Here is a 26,126-nt window from a genome sequence, read left to right on the forward strand (position 1 = left end):
TGAACTCGTTATAGTGTACTCAAACTCTTTTCTCTTCTTTTTATACTACAATTTAAGATTTTCAAATCTAAAGGAACCTGTTTCAGAATCTCACGAGATGCGAACCTGAAATAAATTCTACTTGACATTTTGTAATTAAATGATTTTACTAAATAAAGCTGATAAATTAAAATATTGTAATTTTAGAAAAAATAAATATGGACAATAGGTCTATTATAAGTAAATATAAAGATTTACATAATGAAGTTTTAAGTGATTTTTCAATTAAATGGAATCCTGAAAAATCTAAAAATTTTAAATCAGATGTTATTAAATTCTTTTACTTTGAAAAAGAATTTGATTGGAATATATTATTAAATGCTCTATACGTAATTGATGACACAGAATACGCCAAGAAAAATTACTTAAAATTTAAATTATCTGGACCTACTAAAATACTAGATATAGGAGAACAATACCTGAGGCTTTACGGAATTTTAAATGCTGTTTATCAACAACAATTAGCAATAATTAACTTAATTGAGATTCATAAAATTCCACACAAATCCAAAATAGTTAATGATTTAAAAAAGTATAAAATAATTGAATTAAGAAATAAAATTGGTGCTCACTCTACGAATTACATAAGCAATGACTCTAAAGATTTTGATGTTTACGAAATTTCACGGGTTGATTTAGAAAATGATAAAATTCTATTAATAAAAAATCAAGATATTGATGAATCTTATGATCTTGAATCTCTATTATGTGAGTTTGATTATGAGATTCAAAGAATATATTCAATAATATTAAACAAATTTCTCAAGAAAAAGAATATAACTAAATATCTAACTATTTTGGATAATATAGATTTTGAAAAAGATGGAGGATTGTTGATAGGAGACATAAAAATATTCAAGCATAAATAAAAACCTCCGCTCAAATTATTGAGTGGAGGTTTCTTTTTACGCATATTTAGTAAAGTCTATATATCGTCAAAATCGATATTGGTAAAAGATTCAACTTGCGTTTCGTCTTTACCCACAACTTTAATTTTTGGATCAAAATCTTTCTGATGTCTTTCCGAAATTACCTCTTGTCCTTTTTGAGCAAAAACAAAATCGGTCGTTTCGTCTAACATATCTTTGAAACTTTCAAAATCTTCTTTGTACAAGTAGATTTTATGTTTTTTGTAATACACATTTCCATCTTCCTGCGTATTTTTTTTACTTTCAGTAATCGTCAAGTAATAATCCCCTGCTCTTGTTTCGCGGACATCGAAAAAATAAGTTCTTCTTCCAGCCCTTAATACCTTTGAAAAGACTCCTTCTGCATCCACCTTTTCTTGGTTTTCAAAATCATTCATAAGTCTAAATAGAGTTTAATTGTTAAATGTTTCCTAACAAATCTAAAAAAAATTAAGAAAATAACAACGTTTTAAACAATTATTTTCTATTATTTTATTAAATCTATATAAATAAACTTAATCTAGCAGTTGTTTATTGTACAATTCATAATAATAACCATGCTTATTTAATAATTCGCTGTTCGAACCATTTTCTAAAACATGACCATCTTCTAAAACCAAAATCTGATCAGCGCGCTTTGCAGAAGACACACGATGCGTAATAATGATGGTTGTTTTACCATTAATCTCAGAAGATAAATTATTCAAGATTTGTTCTTCGGTTTCGGTATCTACAGCAGACAAACTATCATCAAAGATTAATATTTTCGGATCATTTACCAATGCACGAGCTATAGAAACACGTTGTTTTTGACCTCCAGAAAGCGTAACGCCGCGTTCACCAACAACTGTTTCGTAACGTTCTTTAAATCGATCAATATTATCATGAACAACAGCTTTCTTCGCAAAAATTTCAGCCGTTTGCTCATCTGTATCGTCAGAACCAAACAAAATATTATTGGTTAGCGAATCCGAGAAAAGGAAAGCTTCTTGCGGAACATAACCAATTTCTTCTCGAATAGATTCTACATTAATATCATGAATATTTTTACCATCAATCAAAATTTCACCAGAAGTCGGTTCCAGCGAACGCGCAACTAACAAAGCAATTGTCGATTTTCCTGAACCTGTTTTTCCAAGAATCGCTAAAGTTTCACCTTTATTAATTTTGAACGAAACATTATCCAACGCCTTAATTCCTGTGTTTTCGTAGATATACGTCACATTTTTAAATTCGATTGTTCCTTCTACTTCATGATTGACTAATTGTTTTTCTTTCACATCAGTTTCAGCATTCAAAAATTCGTTGATACGAAACATTGATGCTTCCGCACGCTGCACAACCATTGTAATCCAACCCAACGAAGTAAATGGCCAAATTAACATATTTAGGTAAAGGAAAAATTGTGCAATAGAACCAATATCCATTGTTCCTTCTATATATTTTACTCCTCCCAAATACAAAATCACCAAATTACTCACACCAACTACAACAACCATCAATGGTCCAAAAGCTGCCTGAATTTGAGCTAAATTAAGCGCACGTTTCTGATATTCGTCTGCTTCTACTTCGTATTTAGATTTAATAAATTCTTCCGAATTGAATGATTTTATCACACGAATTCCAGCAAAAGTATCTTGTACAGATGACGAAATCGTAGATTGTTGTTCTTGTACGCGCTTACTTTTCTTGTTAATATTTCGTGCAACATTATAAATTAACAATGATAAAATCGGTAATGGAGCTAATGTATAAAGCGTTAATTGTTGATCAATTTGCAACATAAAATACGCAATGATCACAACTCGCGATACCAAATCAATTGGATACATAATTCCAGGTCCAAGATACATACGCACCAATCCGACATCTTCGGTAATACGATTCATCAAATCGCCCGTTTTGTGTTTTTTGTAAAAGGACAACGATAATTTTTGATACTTATCGTAAATCACATTTTTCAAATCGAACTCAATATAACGCGACGCCACAATAATCATTTGTCGTGTACCAACCGTCAAAACTCCTCCCAAAACTTTAAAAAAGAAAAAAGCCAAACTGGCATACATCAAACCATCTTTCAAAAGATCGAGGTTATCTGTTCCTTCTTTCTTAAAATTTCGTAGCAATTCTTCAACTGTATTAATCGCTTCTCTAATATATGTAACGGAATAAACCTGCACCCAATTGGCACAAATCGTAAAAATGAAGCCCAAAAATATTCTCCATTTATACTTCCATAAAAATTTATTTAACTTTTGTAATGATTTCACAAAACAAAATTACATTCTTTTTTTTACCTTTGCATCAATTTATTAGACGTTATATCATTGAAATTATGTTGGGAAGAAGACAACTACGCGAAAAAGTAATGCAGAATATCTATGCTTACAATAGTTTAGGAACTGAAGGCGAAGAAAGAGCGGTCGAGAAAAATATGATGAAAAGTATCGATCAAATCTATGATTTGTACATTTATCTCCTAAATTTGATTAAAGTTCAAAAGGACATTGCAGAGCATAAAATTGAACTTGCAAAATCAAAAAACTTTCCAACCCAAGAAGATTTAAATCCAAATTTAAAATTTGTTCAGAATAAAATATTCAAAATTATTGAACAAAATCTTGAATTATCTCGTTATTCAAATGACAACAAATTTTTACTTTGGGATATTTATGATTCTTATCCAAACAATATCTTTAAAAATTTGACAGAAAGCGAATTGTACAAAACGTACATGAGCAGCGACAAACATTCTTTTGAAGAAGACAAAGAATTTATCTTGAACTTTTTCGTAGAATTTATTGCTGAATATGAAGATTTGCACGATTACTTAGAAGGAATTCAGATCACGTGGGCAGACGATGTACATATTGCAAATGCGATGGTACACACAACGATAAAATCGTTCCGTCAAAACAGTTCTCCGTTGATTTCTTTGTTCAAAGTTTACAAAGATTTAGATGACAAAAAATTTACTGAAGAATTATTCCGTAAAACTATTCGTCACCAAGTAGAAACAAGAAAAATCATTGACGAAAAAGCTCAAAACTGGGAATTAGATCGTATTGCGACAATCGATTTGATTATTTTAGAAATGGCTTTGACAGAATTTTTATATTTCTCAAATATTCCTGCAAAAGTTACAATCAACGAATATGTGGAATTAGCGAAGAGTTATTCGACAGAAAAATCGCGTGTTTTTGTTAACGGAATCTTAGATAAAACATTAAAAGAGTTAAAAGACAATAATAATTTACCAAAATACGGTAGAGGTTTATTATAATCACTATTTTTTCTTAATTTTGACTAAGACAAATAATTATAAAAATGAAAAGTAAATTATTTATTTTAGGTGCATTTGCATTATCATTCGCAATCAGCTCTTGTGGAGAGAAAAAAGCTAGCGACAATTTTACAGCAGAAGAAACAGCTCAACAAGCTGAAAATGTTGTAGATCCAGCTACAGCTCCAGTTTTAACATTAGCAGAAGCAAATCACGATTTTGGAGATGTAAAAGCTAACAATAAAGTAGAAACATATATCAAGTTCAAAAACGATGGTAAATCTCCATTAGTTATTCGCGATGCGTCTGCAACTTGTGGTTGTACCGTTCCTGAATTCCCTTCTACTCCAATTGCGGTAGGAGCTACAGATTCTATCAAAGTTGTTTACACAGCTGGAAACATGAACGGAAAACAACAAAAAACAGTAACTTTAGTAACAAACACAGTAAACGGTCACGAGAAATTTGATATTTCTGCAAACGTTGTTGGAGCTACTGCAAATGATCAAAATGCGCAACAAGCATTTGGACAATAAGTATTAAATCGATAAAATATAAAAATGATTCAAACAATCTTTTTACAAGCTGGTGCACAAGGCGGAGGAATGTCTATGCTTTTGATGTTCGGAGGAATGTTCGTAATTATGTACTTTTTCATGATTCGTCCTCAACAAAAGAAAGCGAAACAAGAAAAACAATTTCAAACGGATATCAAACGTGGTGATCAAGTTGTAACAACTTCTGGAATTCACGGGAAAATCAACGAAATTTATGACGACGCTGTTATCATCGAAACTGGAGCTGGAAAAATTAAATTTGAAAAGGCTGCAATTTCTCGTGAATTAACTGCTGCACGTTATTCAAAAACGACTGACAAAGCTGAAAAATCAGACAAAGTAGTAGAAGAAAAAAACTAAGTTTAAGGTTAACATATATTTAACTGATTGCCGAAGGAATTATTCTTCGGCATTTTTTTAACTTCAAACCATGAAAAACAACCAACCTTTTGTAGCAGGTATTACTGGCGGAATAGGATCTGGCAAAAGTACAGCAGCAAAATTCTTCGAAGAATTAGGTATTCCGGTTTATAATTCTGACACAAGAGCGAAAACGATTCAGAATGAAAACTCTGAAGTAAAAGTTAAAATTATTGCAGCTTTTGGTGAAGAAGCGTACAATGAAAATGGTTTGAATAAACCATTTATATCAAAACAAGTTTTTCAGAATAATGAAAAATTGAAGCTATTAAATTCAATTGTTCATCCAGCAGTTTTCCAAGATTTTGAAGATTGGAAAAAAGCTCAAAAATCGGACATTGTAATGAAAGAAGCTGCCATTTTAATAGAAAGTGGTAGTTACAAAGATTGCGATGTTGTGATAAGTGTAGTGGTCGATATAGAAACGCGAATTGCACGAACTATAGAAAGAGATGGTTTATCACGAGAAGAAATTCTTGCGAGAATAAACAATCAGATTTCGGACGAAGAACGAATCGCTAAATCAGATTTTATTATTGATAATAATGGCGATTTAGCTCACTTGAAAAATGAAGTGGAACAAACGTTTATCAAAATCAAAAAAATGATTTAATCGTCCAAATTTTAACAAAAAGATAGAAATTAGAAAAGATTAAACTATTTTTAATCATTCAATAAAAAATAAATGAAAAAAGGATTTTATAAAATCTTAATCGTTATCATGAGTGTTGCGCTTATAGGATTGATAATTATTCAATTCTATTGGCTAAACTTAACAATTCAGAATGGTACAGACAGTTTTAACAACAATGTGTACCAAGCGATGAATTATACAACAGAGAAAATAAACAAAAACGAATTAGAGCGTTATTATAAGAAATTCAATAATATACAATCTGATTTAAAATCAAATAAAGATAAACCGCAAGTTGTAACCAATCAAGTCATCAAAGATTCGCTTGGTGTAACGTACGCTTATGTAACGCGCTATGTAGTCGAAAAATCGATGTTGCCATCATCTGGAAAATACAATGACAGCTTAACGAAAGCGAATATTTATTCGCAAGAACGCGTTTTCAAAATAGACAAAGATTCTTCTGCAAGAGGAATTCCGAATCTTAATCTGAATTTTGAACACGCTTTACAAGACGGAACATTTACATTGGAAAGTGCTGCACGTTGGGACGCTGGTTCTACGCCAATCGACAAACGTGTGAATTATGCGATGCTAGATTCTATTTTGAAAAACGAATTACGCAACAGAGGAATTCACCAAGCAATGCCAATTTTGGCAGTTTTGAAAAAAGATTCGACAGAAACAAATGTCAAATCAAAAGATTTCGATCGCAATAAAATTGAGTTTATGGTTCCGCTATTTTTGGATAGAAAGGATCATATCGAATATTATTTGGCAGCAAATTTTGTTAACCGAAATTTAGCCATTATTGCACCAACCGTTCCAGTTATTTCGTTGACATTTATCTTAACCATGATTATTATTACGGTTTTCTCCTTGTCAATTTATTATATGCAATTGCAACGCAAGAGTTCGGAAATCAAAACAGATTTCATCAATAATATGACGCACGAATTCAAAACGCCTATTGCAACCATTAATATTGCGTCTGATGCATTGCGTAATGAAAAGATATTTACTGATCCTGAAAAGGTGAAATATTATGCAGATTTGATCAAACAAGAAAACAAACGTATGAATGCTCACGTTGAGATGGTCTTACGAATGTCGAAGCTTGATCGCAATCAAATGGACATGAATTTTCAGGAAGTAAATTTGAATGGTATTGTACAAAAAAGTGTTGAGCCGATAAGATTTATTGTAGAAGAAAGAAATGGTACAATATTTGAGGAATACAACGCAGAACAATCATTTGTAAAAGGAGATCCCTTCCATTTAGAGAATATCGTTATTAATGTATTGGATAATGCTCGAAAATACTCTCCAAACACACCAGAGATTAGAGTAAAAACATACAACAAAGACAACAATTTTTTAATTGAAATTTCTGATAAAGGAATGGGAATGTCGCAAAACGTTCTGAAAAAAATATTTGAACAATTTTATAGAGAAGAAACGGGAAATATACACAATGTAAAAGGTCATGGACTTGGGTTGGCTTATGTCAAAAAAATCGTTCAGCTTCACGGCGGACAGGTTTGGGCAGAAAGTTCAGCAGGAAAAGGAAGTACTTTTTTCATTAAAATCCCTCTAAAATCATAGATCAATGAGTGATAAACAACGATTACTTTTAGTAGAAGATGATCCAAGCTTCGGAAGTGTATTAAAGGATTATTTGGTTATAAACGATTTTGACGTAACGCACGCAATCGATGGTGAGGACGGTCTTACCAAATTTAAAGAAAGTGATTATGATCTATGCATCCTTGATGTAATGATGCCTAAAAAAGATGGTTTTACATTAGGAAAAGAGATCAAAGAACTAAAAAGTGAACAACCAATTATATTTTTAACAGCGAAAAACATGCGCGAGGATGTTTTGAATGGTTACAAAATTGGAGCAGACGATTATGTCTTAAAACCATTTGATTCAGAAGTTTTATTGTACAAAATAAAAGCTGTTTTACAACGTAATTCTGGCGAAGAAGAAAAATTTGAACAAGAAGATTTCAAAATTGGTAAGTTTACGTTCAATGCAAAATTGAGACAATTAATTTACGATGGTAAATCACAGAAACTTTCGCCAAAAGAAAACGAATTATTACGTTTATTGGCAGTTTACAAAAATGATTTAATGCCTCGTGAGATTGCCTTAACACGTATTTGGCACGATGATAATTACTTTACATCACGTTCTATGGACGTATATATTGCGAAATTACGTAAGTATTTGAAGAAAGATCCAGCAGTAGAAATCGTGAATATTCACGGTGAAGGATTCCGACTTTTAATTCAGGAATAAGATTAATCTTTATAGAAAAAAACCTCAACATAGTTGAGGTTTTTTTGTGGTATTGTACCGTCATTTACAATAATACATTTCCAATTTTGATAGGTTTGATCTAAGACTGATTGTAGACATTCGTCCATATAAATAGACTGATTGTAGCAAGGAACAATAACCGAAATAAGAGGTTGTTGCATGATGTGTATATTAAGTGTTTCTAATTTAGCTGTTTACAATGTTACTTCATTTGTAAGAATATACAAGTTATTATTTGATGGCATTGCTCTTCTATTTTTTAAGCGTATTTATTTATCATTATTTATTTTATACGATAATTAAGATATTCTTAATGAAAAGTAGATTTACTAATTATAGCTTATGCTTTCTTATTTATAGGAATGTGGTGAGTGTATAGTGAAAAGGATGAAAGAGTTTAGCTTGTTCGTTGTCTTGTGTCACAATGGATATGCCGACAAAAGGAAAAATTGTTGATGAGTTTTGTTGTTCTTGTATTTGTGGTGATAATTTAATTTCTGCAAGTGGTGTAGCAAGGTTATCTATTGGAACATAGAAATTTTGAAAATTGATAAGATTTAACTCTAATTCTTCGGTGCAAACCAACCATCCTATACTGATTTCTAAAAAAGCGTTTGGGAATTTGGATTTGTGTTGAAATACTAGGCCTGCTTGTATTTTTAATTCATTTGTTTGGGCATTATATTCCACATAAAACGGGGATAGTTTGCACTTTTTGTTGAGTGAACGATGTTGTAATTTACCATTTTTGTAGGCTTCTACTAGTGCTGTGTACATGGTAGATTGATTGGTTTCTTTTTTTATAGTAGAAAAAAATGAAACCAATTGGTTGTGAAAAGTTCCGTCTTTTTGTTTCCAGTTGAATGGTAGTATGTGTTTCTTGAATGATGCGGAAAACATCGATAATTCTTTGAAACGTCTCTTAACTTCTATTGTATTTGGATGTTGTTGTGCTGAACTATTAACAAATCCGCCTGCATATTTTTTGACAAAAGATTTACCATTACGTTGAAAAAAAATTAAATTTCCTAATTTACCATTTATATTAAATTCATTATCTGTTTTAGCCATAAATTTACTATATTTAACTATTGAAAATCAATTAATTAAATTTAGCGAATTTATTTCTATTTTTCTCCTTTTTAATTATTTTTTACTTCTTCAACTGTATTCCTAAGTTATTTTTATAGTAGTTCTATGCTACCTCTGTGCTACCTTTATGTCGCCTCTAAGCCGACTTAAAGAGGAGGTTTGTTATAGGAATTTGTGATGATACTTCATGTATATTAGCTATAATGATGCTGAATAAATTTGTGGATTGCTTAATTTTGATTTTGATTTGTTTTATACAAACAGATTGTTTAGTGTTTCTTGCTAAATGTAGATTAGTAGAGGTTAGCTATTAGGTTTTGTTGTAAAGTAAAGTTGTTACCGATTAATATGAGCTTTTTCTAATTATAGGTATTTATATCCTTTAAATAGTCCTAATTTATATAGTAATTTTAGTAATCTTGATTTTTTTAGTAACTCTAATTTAGTAGAAATGTTGTCATTTCCATTTTATTAGTTTTAAAGATGTTCTAAAGCCAATATCTTTAATATAATTTATATACGAAATATCAAACGTTGAGTATTTCAAAATAAAAAAAATATGATTTTTAATTCTTTTATGAATTAGTTTCTTTTGTGAATTATTTAGCTTTTTTTTTAAAGTTTCTTTAATTTGCTAACCTCCTTATTATTAATATTTATAAGATTTGAATGATTTTTTGCTAACTGTGAATATATTCGGAAAAAGTATAAACGGCAGTAATCTGATTGATATAATAAACTGGGATATTGTTGATAGCAAAGCTAAAAATTAAAAGTACCACCAATAGAAATGGAAAGTAGAGAAAATTAATATCTAAATTAACACCGAAATAAATTAAAAAGACGACTAACAAAATAAGTTTCAATCCTAGATTGAAACTTATTTTATACATACCAGCCATTAGAAGCGCTTCTTTAGGGAAATTAATTTTAGAAATAATTCCCTTTCCTGCGTTTACAGAAACCATAGAGCTTTGAACTGTATCAGCAAATACACTCCATAAAATTGTACCAATCACAACAAACAAAGGATAAGGAATACCAACTCCTTGTACTGAAACAACACCTGATCCATTTAAAAACAGCCACACTAATTAGTTAATAATAACTGGAGCAAATGCCAAAAAATACCCAAATAAGACTGTCTATACTGTGCTTGTATGTCCCTTTTAGCCATCTGAAAAGCTAAAAAGTGAGAATTTGATATATCTTTAAATATATTTTTTAATTCCTTGAGGAAATGTGTTTTTTTTGTCAGAAGAGTAAACTACTGTTTTTAAACTCATAAAAACTTTTTAGGTTAAGGTTTTAAGTTTATAGATTAATTTCTTCATTAACCTATAAAACCCTTTTTTAATTATATTGTTTTTCGTAATAATTTTGATAATCGCCAGATGTTACATTGTCCAGCCATTCTTGATTTTCTAAAAACCAATCGATTGTTTTAGATAAACCTTGTTCAAATGTCACCGATGGTTTCCAACCCAATTCTTCGTTGATTTTAGTTGCATCAATAGCATAACGTAAATCATGTCCTGGACGATCTTTCACAAAAGTGATTAATTGTTCTGAAGTTCCCGCTTCTTTACCTAATTTTTCGTCCATTTGTTTACACAATTCTTTTACCAAATCGATATTTTTCCATTCGTTGAAACCTCCTACATTGTAAGAATCTCCATTTTTTCCCTCGTGGAAAACCAAGTCAATCGCTTTTGCATGATCGATTACAAATAACCAATCGCGTGTATATTTTCCATCTCCATAAATAGGTAGCGGATTTCCGTTCAAAATATTATGAATACACAACGGAATTAATTTTTCTGGAAAATGATTTGGCCCATAATTATTCGAACAATTTGTCATCACAATTGGTAAACCATAGGTATCATGATAAGCTCTTACAAAATGATCCGAAGATGCTTTTGATGCCGAATATGGTGAATGCGGATCATACGATGTTTCTTCCGTAAAGAATCCTTCATCACCCAAAGCGCCAAAAACCTCATCTGTAGAAACATGATGAAAACGTTTTCCTTCGAAATTATTGTTCCAAATTGTTTTTGCAGCATTCAATAAGTTTACTGTTCCAATCACATTTGTCATCACAAAGTCTAATGGATTTGTGATCGAACGATCCACGTGAGATTCGGCAGCTAAATGAATAACACCATCTGGCTGATGTCTTTCAAAAACTTCTAATATATGTTTTGCGTCAGTAATATCAGCTTTTACGAATTCATAATTTGATTTACTTTCGATATCTTTCAAATTCTCTAAATTTCCTGCATATGTCAATGCATCAAGGTTGATAATCTTCGTTTCAGGATATTTTAAGACAAATTCTCTTACAACGTGAGAACCGATAAATCCAGCTCCACCTGTAATTAAAATAGTTTTCATAGTATTTTATAGTTGTTATTTTTAATCGTTTCCAAACAAATCGCGCGTATAAACTTTCTCTTTCACGTCAGCTAATTCAGGTGCATTTCGATTCGAGATAATCACATCACATTCTTGTTTAAAAGCTTCAAAATCATTCATCACTTTCGATCCAAAGAAAGAATCTTCTTTCAGAACTGGTTCATAAACCACCACTTCAATTCCTTTTGCTTTGATACGTTTCATTACTCCTTGAATTGCTGATGCTCTAAAATTATCTGAACCTGATTTCATAATTAAGCGGTAAACACCAACTTTTTTAGGATTTTTTGCAATGATAGAATCTGCAATAAAATCTTTTCGCGTTCTGTTTGCATCAACAATTGCTTGAATAATATTATTCGGAACTGCATCATAATTAGCCAATAATTGCTTCGTATCTTTTGGCAAACAATATCCTCCATAACCAAACGATGGATTGTTATAATGCGAACCGATACGAGGATCCAAACCAACTCCTTCGATAATTTGTTTACTATCCAAGTTGAATGTTTGTGCATAACTATCTAACTCATTAAAATAAGCGACACGCAACGCTAAATAGGTATTCGAAAATAATTTGATTGCTTCTGCTTCTGTTGAATGTGTAAACAATGTCGGAATATCTTTCTTAATTGCTCCTTCTTTTAACAAATTAGCAAAAACTTCTGCTCTTTCACTTTGTTCACCGATAATAATTCTTGATGGATACAAATTGTCGTATAAAGCTTTTCCTTCTCGCAAAAATTCGGGAGAAAAAATAATATTTTGATAGTCTAATCGTGATTTTAAATCTTCAACAAAACCAACCGGAACAGTTGATTTTATAATAACTACAGCATTCGGATTATATTGCTTGACATCCTTTATAACCGATTCTACGCTTGATGTATTAAAATAATTTGTTTTTGGATCATAGTCCGTAGGCGTTGCAACAACCACATATTCTGCATTTGCATACGCAGTTTCTTTGTCTAAAGTCGCAAGAAAATTAAGCTCCTTATTCTGCAAAAAATCTATAATTTCTTTATCTTCAATTGGAGATTTTTTTGCATTGAGCATTGCAATCTTTTCTGGAACAACATCTAACGCCACTACCTCATTACGCTGAGCTAATAAAATTGCGTTAGACAGACCAACGTAGCCTGTCCCCACTATTGCTATTTTCATTTATGGTTATTTAAAATTAGTTTAAGAGAACAAATTTAGTGAAATTCTCTCAATTCGAACACCAATTTACTAAAAATGAGCAAATAGACAAGTATATTTACTTTTACAAAATTGTGAAAATTGTTATTTCATTTTTAACTAACCGTTTATCTTATTCCTCATCTGTCAAACTGGAAAAAATATCAGTCAAAATTAGTTCTGTCTTAATATTCAAATTAACTTTACAAAAGTTAAAAATATAAACGTAATGTCTGTAAATAAAGAAATCAAACGTATCACTACCGAAACTGTGCGTAACATGAAATTTACCGGAGAAAAAATTTCGATGTTAACGGCTTACGATTTTACAATCGCTTCGCTTGTAGATGCGGCTGGAACTGAAGTTATTTTAGTTGGTGATTCTGCAGCGAATGTAATGGCTGGTCACGAAACTACTTTACCAATTACTTTGGATCAAATGATTTACCATGCTCAATGTGTCGTTCGAGGAGCTAAACGTGCTTTGGTTGTGGTTGATTTACCTTTCGGAACTTATCAATCTGATCCACAAAAAGCCTTAGAGTCTTCTGTTCGAATCATGAAAGAATCTGGTGCACATGCGATCAAATTAGAAGGTGGAAAAGAAATTGAAGAATCTATTCGTCGTATCGTAAATGCTGGTATTCCTGTTATGGGACACTTAGGTCTTACACCACAATCTATTTACCAATTTGGTTCATATAAAGTACGTGCAAAAGAAGATGCGGAAGCAGAAAAATTAATTAGCGATGCTAAATTATTAGAGGAATTAGGATGTTTTTCATTAGTAATGGAAAAAATTCCAGCTGATTTAGCTGCTAAAGTAACAGCCTCTGTTAATATCCCTACAATTGGAATTGGTGCAGGTGCAGGTTGCGACGGTCAAGTTTTAGTTGTACATGATATGTTGGGATTAAACAACGAATTCAAACCAAAATTTGTTCGTAAATATTTAAACTTAGAAGATCAAATTCACCAAGCAATTGGACAATATGTTCTGGATGTAAAATCGGGCGACTTTCCAAATGTGAATGAACAATATTAAATAAGTCATGAGTAATAAGTTTTGAGTAGTGAGTTTTTCAATAACAACTTGAGGAAATTCTAACTCAAAACTTTTATCTCACCACTCAAAACTCACTCATGAATCCAAAAATTTTATTCGAAGATAATCATTTGTTAATCATCAACAAAAAAGCAGGTGAATTAGCACAAGGAGACGAAACAGGCGATATTCCGCTTATCGATAGTCTGAAGAACTATATAAAAGAACGCGATAACAAACCTGGAAATGTTTTCTTAGGGTTGGTGCACCGTTTGGATCGTCCAACTTCTGGTGTGTTGATTTTTGCTAAAACTTCGAAAGCGTTAACACGAATGAACGAAATGTTTCAGAAACGAAATATTGACAAAGTTTACCGTGCAATTGTTCAAAGTAAACCGTCAAAAGACTTCGAAAGATTAGAACATTATCTAAAGAAAAATCCAAAAAATAATAAAACAACTGTTTATTCTAAACCAACGCCTGATGCTAAAAAAGCAATTTTAGAATACACCTATTTAGGTGCTTTGGATACTTTTCATTGTGTCGAAGTGAAGTTATTTACAGGTCGTTCACATCAAATTCGCGCGCAACTTTCTTCAGTTGGTTGTCCTATCAAAGGCGATTTGAAATACGGCGCTAAACGTTCTAATCCTGATGGAAGCATTTGTTTACATGCGCATCGCATCACGTTTGAGCATCCTGTCAAAAAAGAAGAATTGACAATTGTAGCTCCTGTTCCGAAAGATGCAATTTGGCAAGCAACGAACAAATTTAATTCGTAAATTTGTCGCTTATTTGTTTGTTAAATGAACAGCATTTTTTATTTCATAATTTTTCAAATTTCACGTTTACCACTTTCGGTTTTATACAGATTTTCGGACTTTCTGTTCTTTCTGTTGTACACGGTTATTGGTTATAGAAGACGTGTCATTAGAACAAATTTAGAAAACTCTTTTCCTGAAAAATCTCACGAAGAAATCAAAGCAATTCATAAAAAATTCTATGCAAATTTTTGTGATTATTTGGTCGAAACTTTAAAAAGTTTTTCTATTTCTCAAGAAGAATTGGACAAACGATTTACATATTCTAATCTCGACGTTTTTAATGAAATAAAAACTGAAAAACGAGATGTCATGTTGATGTGTGGGCATATTTTTAACTGGGAATGGTTTATTGGAACGGTGAAACATTTACCAACAAAAGAAAGTGCAGCTGTTTATCATAAAATTCGAAATCCATTTTGGAACGATAAAATCAACGCTATGCGTGGGCGTTTCGGAACAAAAGCATTGGACATGAAAGATGTGTTGCGTTTTATGATGAAAGCTCCAAATGATGGAGAATTAGCCTATTTATTTGTCGCAGATCAAAGTCCAAAACAATCGGCTGTTCATTATTTTATTGATTTTCTCAATCAGAGAACTCCCGTATTTAATGGTTTTGATAAAATTGCACGCCGCAAAGATATGGCTGTTGTCTTTTGTCAAACCGAAAAAATAAAACGCGGTCATTATCACACAACTTTTATTCGACTACAACCTCAACGAGATAAATTTGAAGAAAATGAAATTGTTCATCAATTTTTTCATCATTTAGAACAAACTATTCAACAACATCCAGATAATTGGCTTTGGAGCCACAAACGTTGGAAATATGCCGATTTGTAATTTTTAAATATTCATGAAAACAGCAATTGCAATCCTAAATTGGAATGGCGAAAAATTATTGCCTCAATTTTTACCTTCGGTTATTAACAATTCTAAAAACGCAACAATTTATGTAATTGATAATGCGTCGACTGACAACTCTATCGAATTGTTGACAACTCAATTTCCTTCTGTCAAAATCATTCAGAACAAAGGAAATTATGGTTTTGCACAAGGCTATAACGAAGGTTTAAAAGAAATTGATGCAGAATATTTCTGTTTATTAAATTCGGATGTCGAAGTAACTGAAAATTGGATAGAACCAATTGAAAAATTGTTTGACAACAATCCTGATATCGCCGCAATTCAACCCAAAATATTAGACTACAAAAACAAAGAATATTTTGAATATGCGGGTGCTGGAGGAGGTTTCATTGATAAATTTGGTTATCCATTTTGTCGCGGACGTGTTTTTTCAACTTTAGAAAAAGACAATGGGCAATACAACGATACCGCACAAATTTTTTGGGCAACCGGTGCAAGTTTATTCATCCGAAAAAAAGATTTCTTTGATCAAAATGGTTTTGATGAAGAATTCTTTGCACATATGGAAGAAATCGATTTGTGTTGGCGGTTAAACAATGCTGGGCGAAAAATTTATTATTGTGGAGAATCAACTGTTTATCATTTGGGCGGTGCAACTTTGGATAAATCCAATCCAAAAAAATGGTATTTAAATTACCGAAATAGTTTGTGGATGATGCTTAAAAATCTACCTGCAAACAAACTTTTTCCGATGCTTTTCACACGTCTTTCAATGGATGGAATTGCTGCTGTTGCCTTTTTACCCAAACAAGGACTTCCACATGTTTGGGCTGTTTTCTTATCACATATGCATTTTTATTTTGGTTTTATAAAAATGTATAAAAAGCGTCAACAACATCAAATTAAAAATTATTCAGATAAAGAGTTATTGCCATTTCAATATTTCGTGCAAAAACGTCAGTACTTTAAGGATTTAAAATAATCTATCTTCAAATATTAAATCATTTCTTAAAATTTCTATAATTTTTTAAGTCTATTATTGTAGAAATAAAATCTTTTACTATCATTGTAGAACAAATCAAACTACAATGAAAAAAATATTGACAATCTTTACATTATGTTCTTTTCTAACAACTTCTTTTGCACAAAAACTTGAAGTGAATTATCAAGAAACTACTGATATTAATGTAGATGAGTTAAAGAAAAACATGAAAGTTGAAACTTCTGGTTCAGTTAATTTACCAAAAGATTTTTACGATAATATGTTTAAAAGTATGTCTGAACCAAAAGATTATACGTTGACTATTTATGACAATACATCAACTTATAAAAAGGTCGAAAAATTAAGTAATGGACAAGGAGGTGGAGGTTTTTCTATATCTGTTAGTTTTTCTGGTGGAGGAAACGGAATTTTGAAAGACTTGTCAACAAAAGAATATTCAAAAAGTGTCAACTTAATGGATAAGTCATATTTAATAAAAGATAAACTAACCGAATACAAATGGCAATTGACACGTGAAACAAAAAAAATAATTGGTTTTGATGTCAAAAAAGCAACAGCTGTAATTGATAGTACAAAATCTGTTGTTGCTTGGTATACTCCGAGTATCGCTGTCAAAGACGGACCTTCTATGTACAATGGTTTACCTGGATTGATTTTAGAAATGGAAATTATCAACACTTCAAAATCTGATAAAAAATCTTTTGGAAATGTAACTATAAAAGCTACAGAAGTTAAAGAAGTTCCAGATATGAAACCGATAGAAAAGCCAAAAGAAAAAAATGTAATTACAGAGAAAGAATTCAAAGAATTATCTGATAAGCAAATGGAACGATTCAAATCGATGCGCTCAGAAACTATTGATAAAAAAGATTAATTTTTTTAATTACTCATTAAACATTTTATACTATTTCTTGTCTAAGAGCTATAATCACATTTAAAATGAAAAAAATAATTTCAGTTTTTATTTTTCTATTTAGTTTTTCTGCCTTTGCGCAACAAGAAAAAGTAGAAATTTCGTACACAACGCGTATTATTTTGCCAGACGATTTTACGTTTCAACCTCCGGGAGGTGGCAATGGACGTACGATGCCAAAAGAAATGCAAGAGCAATTCAAGAAAAATATTCAGGAGCCGCAAGAAGCTAAGTTGACTATTTTGGGAGATGAATCTTTGTATAAAATGGTTGAAAAAATATCAAACGATCAAAGTCAAGGAATAAGGGGTCCACGTGGAGGCGGAATGCGAATGATGTCGATGAATGGAGATAATATTTATAAAAATAGTACAAATCATTTGCTTTTAAAAGAGCAAAACATGATGGGGAAAAGTTATGTTGTGAAAGATTCTTTGCAAAATTTTGATTGGAAATTAACGCGTGAAACGAAAACAATTTTAGGAAACGAAGCCAAAAAAGCAACTGCTATTATTGATAGCGTTCAGACAACAGTTTGGTACATTCCAACTTTGAAATATAAAACTGGTCCAGAAAATTATTGGGGATTACCAGGTTTAATCGCAGAAGTACAAACAGAGATTAACAGAGGAATGTTTAAAGGTTCTAAAATTATTTCTTTGACAGATATCAAAACATCAACAAATACAAAACCAATCGAAAAACCAAAAGATAAAGGTGCTATTTCTCAAACAGAATTTGATAAATTGATGCAAGAACAACGCTCACGTTTCGAAGAAATGAGAAATTCTGGCGTAAATAAACGAGATTAAGGTTTCTTAAAATTCGATTAATTTTCATAAAAATTGGTTCAATTTCATATTATAAAACTTATATTTAATTCTAAATTAATCTTAAGAAATAAAATACTATGAAAGCTTTAATCATCGTAGATATGCAATACGATTTTTTACCAGGAGGTTCGTTAGCTGTGAATGATGGAGATAAAATTATCGAACGCATAAATAAATTGCAAGAAAAGTATGATGTTGTTGTGGCAACGCAAGATTGGCATCCAGCAAATCACAAAAGTTTTGCTTCGCAACACACAGATAAACAACCTTTTGATGTAATCGAATTAGGTGGAAATCGTCAAGTTTTGTGGCCAGATCATTGTGTACAAGGCACTAAAGGAGCAGAAATACACAAAGATATCAAGCAAAATAAAATAAGTGCAATCATCCGAAAAGGTATGAATCCAGAAGTTGATTCGTATAGTGCTTTTTTTGATGTGAATAAAAAGAATCCAACAGGGCTAAATGGATTTTTGAAAGATCATAATGTAACGAGTGTATACATTTGCGGTTTAGCAGCTGATTATTGTGTGTATTATACAGCAAAAGATGCTTTAGAATTGGGATATACAACATATATTTTAGAAGGAACAACAAAGGCTATTAACCAAGAACTTTTTGATGAATTGAAAGAAGATTTTATCAAAAAAGGAGGAAATGTCTCGACGTATTTATTATAAAAAAATAATAAATTGCTAGATAAAAATGTCATTTGAAAATCCTTAACTTTTTGAATGACATTTTATTTTTAGAATAATTTAAGCAAATATCTGTAACATTAGTCAACAAAAGCAGACTAATTAGACAAATACAACAATTATGAGAAAAGCAATCTTAACATTTGCCTTAGGAATTATCACAACAACAATTTCTATCGCGCAAGACAATAAAACACAAAATATAGACGCAACTTATGTTTGCGAAATAAAAGTTGATTACGAACAAACTATGAAGGAGATTCCTTCTCAATATAAATCTCAGTTTGGACCAATGTTAAAAGCTGAAATTGATGCAGGAATTTTCATGACATATTTTTATAAATATAATGGTAAACAATCAACCTTTACTTTAGAACAAAAAGTAAATAATGGACAAGGTGGTTTAGGATTTATTGCGCAACAAATAACAGCAATGGATAACAAACCAACTTACAAGGATTTTACTGCAACACCAAATATGTACTATAAAGAAGTTGATTTTGGTGTAAAACAGATATTAATCAAAGATCAAATTCCAGATTTTAAATGGAAAATTTCTCGTGAAAAAATGGATATCGCAGGTTATCAAGTTACAAAAGCAGAAGGTGTAATGTTAGACTCTATTCCTGTTACAGCATGGTTTGCCCCTTCTATCCCTGTAAAAGATGGTCCTTATTCATTTGCTGGATTACCAGGATTTATCATCAAAGCGAATTTTAAAGTAAAAGGAACTGAAATGATTTATACCTTAAAAGATTTAAAAATTTCGGATAAAGAATTAAAAGTAACATTACCAACAAAAGGTGAAGTAATGAACGAAAAACAATATATACAATTTATTCAAGATTTTCAGAAAAAAATGCAAGAACAAATGAATAGCGGTGTAGACACCCAATAATTCATCAAACAAAATATAAAACGCATCTGTTTTTAACACATAAACAGATGTGTTTTACAAAAAACTCTATTTTGAGTCATCAACTAAAAAATACATATGAAGAAATTACTCTATCTAATTTTATTTACTTCTGCTGCTCAAATCTCATTTGGACAAGAATGTAAATTAAAAGGATCTGTTGCAAATGATGCTGGAATTCCTGTTACAGATGCTTCTGTCTCTATTTTTGATAGTAAAAACGAAGGAAAAGGTTTTGTTTTTACAAGCAATATGGGTGAATTTGAATTCAAATTGCCTTGTGGACAAAAATATGACATCGAAATTGAGCAAGCTGGTTACGAAACATATGTTGAGAATGTTGATTTGACTGAAAATGTCAACAAAAAAATAAAGCTTAAACAAGGAAAAGAAATTTCCTTAAAAGAAACAATTGTAAAAGCTCAACAAGCAATCAAAGTAAAAGGTGATACAATTGAGTTTGATGCAGATTCTTTCAAAGTTGGAAATGAGGAAACATTAGAAGATATCCTTAAAAAATTACCTGGAATTGAAGTTCAGAATGGTAAGGTAATGTACAAAGGTAAACCAATGTCGCAAGTAACAGTTGGTGGACGTGAAGTTTTGGGTGGTAACGAAAAATTATTGAACAAAAATTTACCTTCGGATGCGGTTTCTAAAATACAATTAAACACGAAGTTTAAATCAAATCCTTTTGCTTCTTCATTACAAGAAGATGACGAACAATTCTCGTTAAACATCGAACTAAAAGATGATATGAAACGTCTTGCATTTGGTAATGTAACACTAGGTGGAGATGCGGACAAACATACAGATGCACAAGCAAAGATTTTCTATTTCTCAGAAAAAACAGACGGGACATTAATCAATGATTTTAATACATTCGGGAAACAAGTTTTTGATCAAGATGATTATATGAGCTTCTTTGGTGGGTACTCTGAATTTAATTCTGAAGGAAGTATCTATTCATTAAGAGGAAATTCGAACAATCTAAACTTAATGACAAAAAATGATGCGCCGAGTATGAATACCTATAATGGTGCTGTGCATTTTGGTGTTGAACCAAATAAGAAACTAAAAATCTCTGGGTTTGGTTTACTTAATACAAATAACATTCGTTACAATTCTAAATCAGAACGTTATTACAACAACATCGAAACACCTTATACAACTGTCGATCAGGAACAAAATAAGAGCAATATTTTGATGGGAATGTCGCGTTTGCGTTTAGATTATAATCCGAATGATAAAGGACAAATTAAATATCGCTTAAACTTTAATTATTTAGATAGCGAAAACGAACAATTGGTTGATAGCTATTATAACGATCAAAAAAATAGCTTTAGAAATGTAAATTCTGAACAAAAGAATTACTCTTTATCACAAACTTTATCTTACATCCGTAAAGTTGGACGCGATGATAATGTTGGTTTATATTTCCGTCATCAATATCAAAAAGATACGCCAGATTACAATGTTTTATCAACAGCAAATCCGTTCTCGTCTTTTAATTTGTTCAAGAATTTATCTCAAGTAAATAATCAATATAATATCAATCAAGATCAAAACTTTGTTTTGAACACTGTTCAATTATACGGAATCTACAATCACTTGTTGACAAATACATCTAACCTTAAAGTGAAAGTTGGAACAAATTTTAGTACGCAAGATTTTGAAAATAAAATCTATGATTTTCAGAAATTAATGAATGATAATTCATTAATCAGTAATACAGATTTAGATTACAACGAGACTTTTGCTGATGTAACATTGACAAAAAAATTAGGAAACTTTCAAGTAGATGCTGGAGCTGGAGTTTCGTTCTTTAATGAAAAATCGAAATACCAAGATGGTGAAAAACTAAATCGTTCGGAAACGAAATTTTTACCTCACCTGAATTTGCAATACAAGTTCAACAATGCAACAAGTGTTCGCGCAAGTTATTCACAAAGCTATAGCTATCCGTACACAAAAGATTTTAATGATTCGTACACCATTCAAAGTTATCAATCTATTTTCTACGGAAATAGAAATTTAAGACAAGCTTTGACACATACAGCAAGTCTTAATTTTAGTCATTTTAACTCATTCACATTCTTTAATATTTTTGCGAATTTGAGTTATACATTACAAGAAAAAAGTATACAAACGCAATCTGTTTTAAACCGTGATTTTATCATCTCTGGAAACGATACAATTGTAAATAACTATCAATTCAATACCTTAATTAATTCTGGTAATAACCAAGAAACTTATTCAGGATATTTCATGATTGGGAAGCGTTTTGCTAAATGGTACAATGCACGATTAACAGGTAATATTTCTACTTCTAATTATTATACAATTACACGAAATATTGAATATGAAAATGGAGTTGTTAAAAATGATGATTTGAAGGATGTTAACAATAAAAGTTTTAATCAAACTTATAATTTAGAGAACTCATTTACATTCAAAAAGAAATTTGAATTAAAGGCTGGAGTTAATTTAAACCTAAGTAAATATCAATCATTATCTGAACAGAAATTTACGAACTGGCGTCCATACGGGGAAGCTGCTTGGTCCGCTACAAGTAAATTATTAGTTCAGACCGATTTCTCTTATCGTTTACAATACCGTGATGGAGTAGAAATAAACACAGCAAAAGAGTGGAATGCTTCTGCACGATATAATATTGCGAAGAAAACTTATTTAACTCTTACAGGTGGAAACTTATTAGGAAACAACGTAATTGTTTCGAATGGATTTAATGATAACTACATATCGACTACAACTAAAAATGTTTTGGGAAGATATTTTATCGTGAGTTTACGATATAAGTTCTAAAATAAATGAATTAAATAGTAAAAGCCCTTCTATAGAAGGGCTTTTACTATTTAATCACTTGTGGATAATCAAACAAATTATTTGGATCATATTTCTTTTTTAATTGCTGCAATCGAGCCAAATTATTTCCGAAATAAGCATTATTTGCATCAGGAAAATTAATATCCGGGTAATTTCGGTATTGTTTTATATTCCCAATATTTCTTAATAATTGTTGTATTTCTTCAAATGATTTTGTCAACTTTTCTTCTTGCGAAGGCAAATCCCAATACGCTTGTAACTCGCTCAAATAATTAATATCGCGATGTGGATAAGCAGAATCTGAAGCTTTGACTTCATTGATTTTTCCACCCAAAGTATTTATCTGATAAATCATTCCTTTAGAAGCGACAACTTTTGCAAAAATATCTTCCAAACCTTTCTCAATATCTTCAATTCCTGTGTACAAACCAGCAGAAGAATTTTTGAAATAAATCGGCTCTGTTACGCCATAATAATTTTTGAGCGCAGCAGCCAGATTTCTATTTTTCATCGGTTTATAATCATTCGATAATGGAATTAAACTCGAAAATATTTTCTCAAAATCTGTTTGATTTACTGCAAAATTGGTAAATAAAATGGTCAAAAACTTTCCATTCAACACAAAAGCAGAAAAAGCTTCTTTAGGTAATTTTTCCGTTGCTTGGAACCAAAGTCGAATTAATTTGACAAATTTATCTGATGTTAGATTTGTAAACTTCATACGATATCCGCTGAAAGATTGTGGGACTGGATAAGTTTTGAAATGTAATTCCGTTACAACGCCAAAATTTCCATTTCCGCCGCCTTTACACGCCCAAAGTAAATCGGGATCTTTATCAGAGTCGATTGTATTTCCTTTGTAATCGATCATTTTTACACGAAGCAGATTATCACAGGTCAACCCATATTTTCGGCTAAAAAAACCATAGCCACCGCCCAAAGTCAAACCACCAATAGCCACAGTTCCACATGATCCAGCTGGAATAATTCTTTTCTTAGGTAAAAAATTAGCATAAATTTCCTGCAATAAACAAGCTGGTTGTAATTTCACTTTATTCTCTTGCAACCACGTAATTTTGTTCATCAGTCCAAGATGAATCAACAATCCGTTATCAACATTCGAAAAACCTTCAAAACTATGCCCTCCACTTCGAATTGCAATTTTTAGTTTCTTTTCGTTTGCTAATGCAATTGCTTTTTTTATTCCAGTTTCGGATTTACAAACTGCTATAATTTTCGGAAACTTCTCAATTCTTTTGTTGAATGATTTTCTGTATTGATCATACTTTTCATCATCTTTTGTCAAGATTATTAAATCATCATCCAAAAAATCATCAAACGAATAAAAAGACATAAAAAAAATTCCTAAACTACCTGTACCAAGCAGTTTTAGGAATTCTCTTTTTGTATAATTTGATTGTAACATAGCTAAAATTGGTTTAGCTAAAGATACAACTATTTGATATTATTCTCTTTTAACCAGTTTCTATAATTCTCAGCATTTTTCAAATGTTCCTGATAATCGTTGGTATAAATGTGATAACCTGGTTTTTTAGGATCTGCAACAAAGAAAATAAAATCGTGATTTGCTGGTGATAAAACCGCATCAATTGCTCCTAAATTTGGTAAACAAATTGGTGCTGGTGGCAAACCTTTGTTACGATAAGTGTTGTACGCATTCGACGACCACGTCCATTTTTTGTACACACGTTGCACTTTTTGATCCCAACCATTTTCCATTTTATATGCATAAATAGAAGTTGGATCGGCTTCTAAACGCATATCTTTTGCCAAACGATTCATATATGCTCGTGCAACCTTTTGTTGTTCATCCATATTATCAGACGATTCTAATTGAACAATAGATGCTAATGTTGTAACTTGTAAAGGTGTCATGTTGAGCGCTTTTGCTTTTGCTAAACGTTCTGCATTCCATACTTTGTCGTGTTGCGCTACCATTTTGTCCACAAACTTTTCTGGTGTTAATCCCCAATACACGAAATACGTTTCTGGAATGAAATATTGCTTTACCGTTTCGTCGTTTAACGTTGTATCGTTTTTTTCTTTCACAAAATCACGAATAGCTGTCAAAACTTCGATAGAATCCATATCAATTTGTTTGGAAACTGATCCCGCCAAATGGTAAATTGTTGGTTCATTTTTGATACGAAGTTTCACTTCTTCTTGCTCTCCTCCTTGCAAACGATCAATAATATCGCGGTTAGAATCTGAGCTTGAGATTTTATATTTTCCAGATTTTATCGTTGCTGGATAATCTGCATCTTCTGCATATTGTTTGAACAATTTTTCATCCTTCAAAAATGGTTTTAAAGAATCTAAAACTTGCTCAAATTTAGCTCCACGAGAGATATAGATATAACCATCTTTGGTTGCATTTCCTTTGAAACCGTCTATAAATGTACATCCTACAAATGCGAATGAACAGATTAATATTAATACTAAATTTAATTTTTTCATTGGATTGAATTAAATTTCAATTTCACCTTCAAAAACTTTTACTGCTGGTCCATTTAACCAAACATTGACAAAGTTATGATTATTTTCTTCAAAATTTACAGATAAATCTCCTCCCATTGCTTTTACTTTGATATCTTTTTTGTCTACCAAATTTTTAACATAAGCAGAAATCGCAGCAGCTGTAATTCCTGTTCCGCAAGCCAAGGTTTCGTCCTCAACTCCACGTTCATATGTACGTATCGTAAGACTTTTATCTGGCATTACTTCAACAAAATTTACATTAGAACCTTTCTCAAAATAGGGCGCTCCATTGCGAATCGCTTTTCCTTTTTTATAAACATTAACATCTTTTACATTTTCCACAAATTCTACGTGATGCGGCGAACCTGTGTTCATAAATAAATATTTGTCGTGATCTTCTACTTCATTTACATCAATCATCTGTAAACGAATAACTTCTTGATCTACGATACCATGATGCAAACCATCAATCGCATTAAATGTCATTTTGTCATTAGCCACATCCAAATCATTTGCAAATCGAATAATACAACGTCCTCCGTTTCCGCACATTGTACTTTCGTTTCCATCCGAATTGAAATACACCATTCTGAAGTCTGAATTTTCATCATTTTGTAACAAAATCAAACCATCAGCTCCTATCCCAAAATTACGATCACATAGCCTATTAATCAATTCTGTAGAGATTGGAAACGTTTTTTCTCGATCATCAATCATGACAAAATCATTCCCAGCTCCTTGGTATTTATAAAATTTTAATTTCAACTTCTTAAATTTTAAACAAAGTAAAGACATTTTTGTCACTCTTAACTA

General features: G+C 31.3%; 26 protein-coding genes. 16 read left to right on the forward strand and 10 right to left on the reverse strand.

The genetic code is table 11. From position 1 onward, the window contains the following. Positions 1-197: 197 nt before the first annotated feature. Positions 198-908 carry a hypothetical protein gene (locus tag HXZ69_RS03735; RefSeq protein WP_286495049.1) on the forward strand — a complete coding sequence of 237 codons (711 nt, stop codon included), beginning with the start codon at positions 198-200 and terminating at the stop codon, positions 906-908. A 56-nt stretch (positions 909-964) separates the two neighbouring features. On the opposite strand, the gene HXZ69_RS03740 is transcribed toward HXZ69_RS03735, so the two are convergent. Then, positions 965-1,345, reverse strand: a complete 381-nt coding sequence (locus HXZ69_RS03740; protein WP_280052022.1) for a PUR family DNA/RNA-binding protein — start codon at positions 1,343-1,345, stop codon at positions 965-967. A 117-nt stretch (positions 1,346-1,462) separates the two neighbouring features. Beyond that, positions 1,463-3,220 carry an ABC transporter ATP-binding protein gene (locus HXZ69_RS03745; RefSeq protein ID WP_286495050.1) on the reverse strand — a complete coding sequence of 586 codons (1,758 nt, stop codon included), beginning with the start codon at positions 3,218-3,220 and terminating at the stop codon, positions 1,463-1,465. Between HXZ69_RS03745 and nusB the strand changes: the two genes are divergently transcribed. From nusB to HXZ69_RS03775, 6 genes are all read left to right on the forward strand, one after another. Beyond that, complete coding sequence (nusB, locus tag HXZ69_RS03750; protein ID WP_260509518.1) at positions 3,211-4,233, forward strand: transcription antitermination factor NusB; 1,023 nt, start codon at positions 3,211-3,213, stop codon at positions 4,231-4,233. The genes HXZ69_RS03745 and nusB overlap by 10 nt on opposite strands. Before the next feature lie 44 nt (positions 4,234-4,277). Further along, positions 4,278-4,769 (forward strand): DUF1573 domain-containing protein, encoded by a 492-nt coding sequence (locus tag HXZ69_RS03755; protein WP_221853954.1) that lies wholly within the window; start codon positions 4,278-4,280, stop codon positions 4,767-4,769. A gap of 24 nt (positions 4,770-4,793) precedes the next feature. Beyond that, the gene (gene yajC / locus HXZ69_RS03760; RefSeq protein WP_221853955.1) at positions 4,794-5,150 is read left to right on the forward strand and encodes a preprotein translocase subunit YajC; all 357 of its coding nucleotides are present in this window, start codon (positions 4,794-4,796) and stop codon (positions 5,148-5,150) included. A 70-nt stretch (positions 5,151-5,220) separates the two neighbouring features. Next, positions 5,221-5,823, forward strand: coding sequence for a dephospho-CoA kinase (gene coaE, locus HXZ69_RS03765; RefSeq protein ID WP_221853956.1), 603 nt, complete (start codon positions 5,221-5,223; stop codon positions 5,821-5,823). A 72-nt stretch (positions 5,824-5,895) separates the two neighbouring features. Beyond that, on the forward strand, positions 5,896-7,449 hold the full coding sequence (locus HXZ69_RS03770) for a sensor histidine kinase (RefSeq protein ID WP_221853957.1): 1,554 nt from the start codon (positions 5,896-5,898) through the stop codon (positions 7,447-7,449). Positions 7,450-7,453: 4 nt separating this feature from the next. After that, positions 7,454-8,149, forward strand: a complete 696-nt coding sequence (locus HXZ69_RS03775) for a response regulator transcription factor (protein WP_221853958.1) — start codon at positions 7,454-7,456, stop codon at positions 8,147-8,149. Positions 8,150-8,151: 2 nt separating this feature from the next. On the opposite strand, the gene HXZ69_RS03780 is transcribed toward HXZ69_RS03775, so the two are convergent. The 5 genes from HXZ69_RS03780 to HXZ69_RS03800 all read right to left on the reverse strand — a co-directional run bounded on the left by HXZ69_RS03780 (position 8,152) and on the right by HXZ69_RS03800 (position 12,850). Next, the gene (locus HXZ69_RS03780; protein ID WP_221853959.1) at positions 8,152-8,331 is read right to left on the reverse strand and encodes a glycosyltransferase family 2 protein; all 180 of its coding nucleotides are present in this window, start codon (positions 8,329-8,331) and stop codon (positions 8,152-8,154) included. A gap of 193 nt (positions 8,332-8,524) precedes the next feature. Next, positions 8,525-9,241: a hypothetical protein gene (locus tag HXZ69_RS03785; RefSeq protein WP_221853960.1), complete on the reverse strand. Its 717-nt coding sequence runs from the start codon at positions 9,239-9,241 to the stop codon at positions 8,525-8,527. Positions 9,242-9,942: 701 nt separating this feature from the next. Continuing rightward, positions 9,943-10,353 carry an ABC transporter permease gene (locus tag HXZ69_RS03790; protein ID WP_221853961.1) on the reverse strand — a complete coding sequence of 137 codons (411 nt, stop codon included), beginning with the start codon at positions 10,351-10,353 and terminating at the stop codon, positions 9,943-9,945. 262 nt (positions 10,354-10,615) lie between these two features. After that, complete coding sequence (gene rfbB / locus HXZ69_RS03795; RefSeq protein WP_286495056.1) at positions 10,616-11,662, reverse strand: dTDP-glucose 4,6-dehydratase; 1,047 nt, start codon at positions 11,660-11,662, stop codon at positions 10,616-10,618. Positions 11,663-11,683: 21 nt separating this feature from the next. Further along, a complete protein-coding gene (locus HXZ69_RS03800; RefSeq protein WP_221853963.1) occupies positions 11,684-12,850 on the reverse strand; it encodes a nucleotide sugar dehydrogenase in 1,167 nt (388 codons plus the stop codon). Positions 12,851-13,097: 247 nt separating this feature from the next. Between HXZ69_RS03800 and panB the strand changes: the two genes are divergently transcribed. The 9 genes from panB to HXZ69_RS03845 all read left to right on the forward strand — a co-directional run bounded on the left by panB (position 13,098) and on the right by HXZ69_RS03845 (position 22,793). After that, entirely contained in the window at positions 13,098-13,913 is an 816-nt protein-coding gene (gene panB / locus HXZ69_RS03805; RefSeq protein WP_221853964.1) for a 3-methyl-2-oxobutanoate hydroxymethyltransferase, read from the forward strand. Between the two features lie 98 nt (positions 13,914-14,011). Continuing rightward, positions 14,012-14,695, forward strand: coding sequence for an RluA family pseudouridine synthase (locus tag HXZ69_RS03810; RefSeq protein ID WP_221853965.1), 684 nt, complete (start codon positions 14,012-14,014; stop codon positions 14,693-14,695). Positions 14,696-14,719: 24 nt separating this feature from the next. Next, positions 14,720-15,580, forward strand: coding sequence for a lysophospholipid acyltransferase family protein (locus HXZ69_RS03815; RefSeq protein ID WP_221853966.1), 861 nt, complete (start codon positions 14,720-14,722; stop codon positions 15,578-15,580). A gap of 13 nt (positions 15,581-15,593) precedes the next feature. After that, positions 15,594-16,586 (forward strand): glycosyltransferase family 2 protein, encoded by a 993-nt coding sequence (locus HXZ69_RS03820; RefSeq protein ID WP_286495060.1) that lies wholly within the window; start codon positions 15,594-15,596, stop codon positions 16,584-16,586. Between the two features lie 106 nt (positions 16,587-16,692). Further along, positions 16,693-17,481: a GLPGLI family protein gene (locus tag HXZ69_RS03825; protein ID WP_221853968.1), complete on the forward strand. Its 789-nt coding sequence runs from the start codon at positions 16,693-16,695 to the stop codon at positions 17,479-17,481. 65 nt (positions 17,482-17,546) lie between these two features. Continuing rightward, positions 17,547-18,332 (forward strand): GLPGLI family protein, encoded by a 786-nt coding sequence (locus HXZ69_RS03830; protein ID WP_221853969.1) that lies wholly within the window; start codon positions 17,547-17,549, stop codon positions 18,330-18,332. 98 nt (positions 18,333-18,430) lie between these two features. Beyond that, positions 18,431-19,033, forward strand: a complete 603-nt coding sequence (gene pncA, locus HXZ69_RS03835; protein WP_221853970.1) for a bifunctional nicotinamidase/pyrazinamidase — start codon at positions 18,431-18,433, stop codon at positions 19,031-19,033. Between the two features lie 139 nt (positions 19,034-19,172). After that, entirely contained in the window at positions 19,173-19,949 is a 777-nt protein-coding gene (locus HXZ69_RS03840; protein ID WP_221853971.1) for a GLPGLI family protein, read from the forward strand. A 96-nt stretch (positions 19,950-20,045) separates the two neighbouring features. Next, the gene (locus HXZ69_RS03845; protein ID WP_286495062.1) at positions 20,046-22,793 is read left to right on the forward strand and encodes a TonB-dependent receptor; all 2,748 of its coding nucleotides are present in this window, start codon (positions 20,046-20,048) and stop codon (positions 22,791-22,793) included. Positions 22,794-22,839: 46 nt separating this feature from the next. Here the strand turns inward: HXZ69_RS03845 and HXZ69_RS03850 are convergent, their stop codons facing one another. From HXZ69_RS03850 to dapF, 3 genes are read right to left on the reverse strand one after another with little or no spacing between them, the layout of a single operon-like run. Further along, positions 22,840-24,240, reverse strand: a complete 1,401-nt coding sequence (locus HXZ69_RS03850; protein WP_286495063.1) for an FAD-binding oxidoreductase — start codon at positions 24,238-24,240, stop codon at positions 22,840-22,842. 29 nt (positions 24,241-24,269) lie between these two features. After that, entirely contained in the window at positions 24,270-25,292 is a 1,023-nt protein-coding gene (mltG, locus tag HXZ69_RS03855; protein WP_125349426.1) for an endolytic transglycosylase MltG, read from the reverse strand. Positions 25,293-25,301: 9 nt separating this feature from the next. Then, positions 25,302-26,078: a diaminopimelate epimerase gene (dapF, locus tag HXZ69_RS03860; RefSeq protein ID WP_125349427.1), complete on the reverse strand. Its 777-nt coding sequence runs from the start codon at positions 26,076-26,078 to the stop codon at positions 25,302-25,304. Positions 26,079-26,126 lie beyond the last annotated feature (48 nt).

It is taken from the genome of Empedobacter sp. R132-2, from assembly GCF_030324375.1.
GTDB classification, from domain to species: domain Bacteria; phylum Bacteroidota; class Bacteroidia; order Flavobacteriales; family Weeksellaceae; genus Empedobacter; species Empedobacter falsenii_B.

Bases quoted from the DNA above. Each gene is read 5' to 3' on its own strand.
- HXZ69_RS03845 (WP_286495062.1), top strand. From the start codon at position 20,046: ATGAAGAAATTACTCTATCTAATTTTATTTACTTCTGCTGCTCAAATC.
- HXZ69_RS03735 (WP_286495049.1), top strand. From the start codon at position 198: ATGGACAATAGGTCTATTATAAGTAAATATAAAGATTTACATAATGAA.
- HXZ69_RS03770 (WP_221853957.1), top strand. From the start codon at position 5,896: ATGAAAAAAGGATTTTATAAAATCTTAATCGTTATCATGAGTGTTGCG.
- yajC (WP_221853955.1), top strand. From the start codon at position 4,794: ATGATTCAAACAATCTTTTTACAAGCTGGTGCACAAGGCGGAGGAATG.
- mltG (WP_125349426.1), bottom strand. From the start codon at position 25,292: ATGAAAAAATTAAATTTAGTATTAATATTAATCTGTTCATTCGCATTT.
- HXZ69_RS03740 (WP_280052022.1), bottom strand. From the start codon at position 1,345: ATGAATGATTTTGAAAACCAAGAAAAGGTGGATGCAGAAGGAGTCTTT.
- HXZ69_RS03825 (WP_221853968.1), top strand. From the start codon at position 16,693: ATGAAAAAAATATTGACAATCTTTACATTATGTTCTTTTCTAACAACT.
- nusB (WP_260509518.1), top strand. From the start codon at position 3,211: ATGATTTCACAAAACAAAATTACATTCTTTTTTTTACCTTTGCATCAA.
- HXZ69_RS03840 (WP_221853971.1), top strand. From the start codon at position 19,173: ATGAGAAAAGCAATCTTAACATTTGCCTTAGGAATTATCACAACAACA.
- HXZ69_RS03830 (WP_221853969.1), top strand. From the start codon at position 17,547: ATGAAAAAAATAATTTCAGTTTTTATTTTTCTATTTAGTTTTTCTGCC.
- coaE (WP_221853956.1), top strand. From the start codon at position 5,221: ATGAAAAACAACCAACCTTTTGTAGCAGGTATTACTGGCGGAATAGGA.
- HXZ69_RS03820 (WP_286495060.1), top strand. From the start codon at position 15,594: ATGAAAACAGCAATTGCAATCCTAAATTGGAATGGCGAAAAATTATTG.
- HXZ69_RS03810 (WP_221853965.1), top strand. From the start codon at position 14,012: ATGAATCCAAAAATTTTATTCGAAGATAATCATTTGTTAATCATCAAC.
- panB (WP_221853964.1), top strand. From the start codon at position 13,098: ATGTCTGTAAATAAAGAAATCAAACGTATCACTACCGAAACTGTGCGT.
- HXZ69_RS03780 (WP_221853959.1), bottom strand. From the start codon at position 8,331: ATGCAACAACCTCTTATTTCGGTTATTGTTCCTTGCTACAATCAGTCT.
- HXZ69_RS03775 (WP_221853958.1), top strand. From the start codon at position 7,454: ATGAGTGATAAACAACGATTACTTTTAGTAGAAGATGATCCAAGCTTC.
- HXZ69_RS03850 (WP_286495063.1), bottom strand. From the start codon at position 24,240: ATGTTACAATCAAATTATACAAAAAGAGAATTCCTAAAACTGCTTGGT.
- HXZ69_RS03815 (WP_221853966.1), top strand. From the start codon at position 14,720: ATGAACAGCATTTTTTATTTCATAATTTTTCAAATTTCACGTTTACCA.
- HXZ69_RS03800 (WP_221853963.1), bottom strand. From the start codon at position 12,850: ATGAAAATAGCAATAGTGGGGACAGGCTACGTTGGTCTGTCTAACGCA.
- pncA (WP_221853970.1), top strand. From the start codon at position 18,431: ATGAAAGCTTTAATCATCGTAGATATGCAATACGATTTTTTACCAGGA.
- HXZ69_RS03755 (WP_221853954.1), top strand. From the start codon at position 4,278: ATGAAAAGTAAATTATTTATTTTAGGTGCATTTGCATTATCATTCGCA.
- rfbB (WP_286495056.1), bottom strand. From the start codon at position 11,662: ATGAAAACTATTTTAATTACAGGTGGAGCTGGATTTATCGGTTCTCAC.
- HXZ69_RS03785 (WP_221853960.1), bottom strand. From the start codon at position 9,241: ATGGCTAAAACAGATAATGAATTTAATATAAATGGTAAATTAGGAAAT.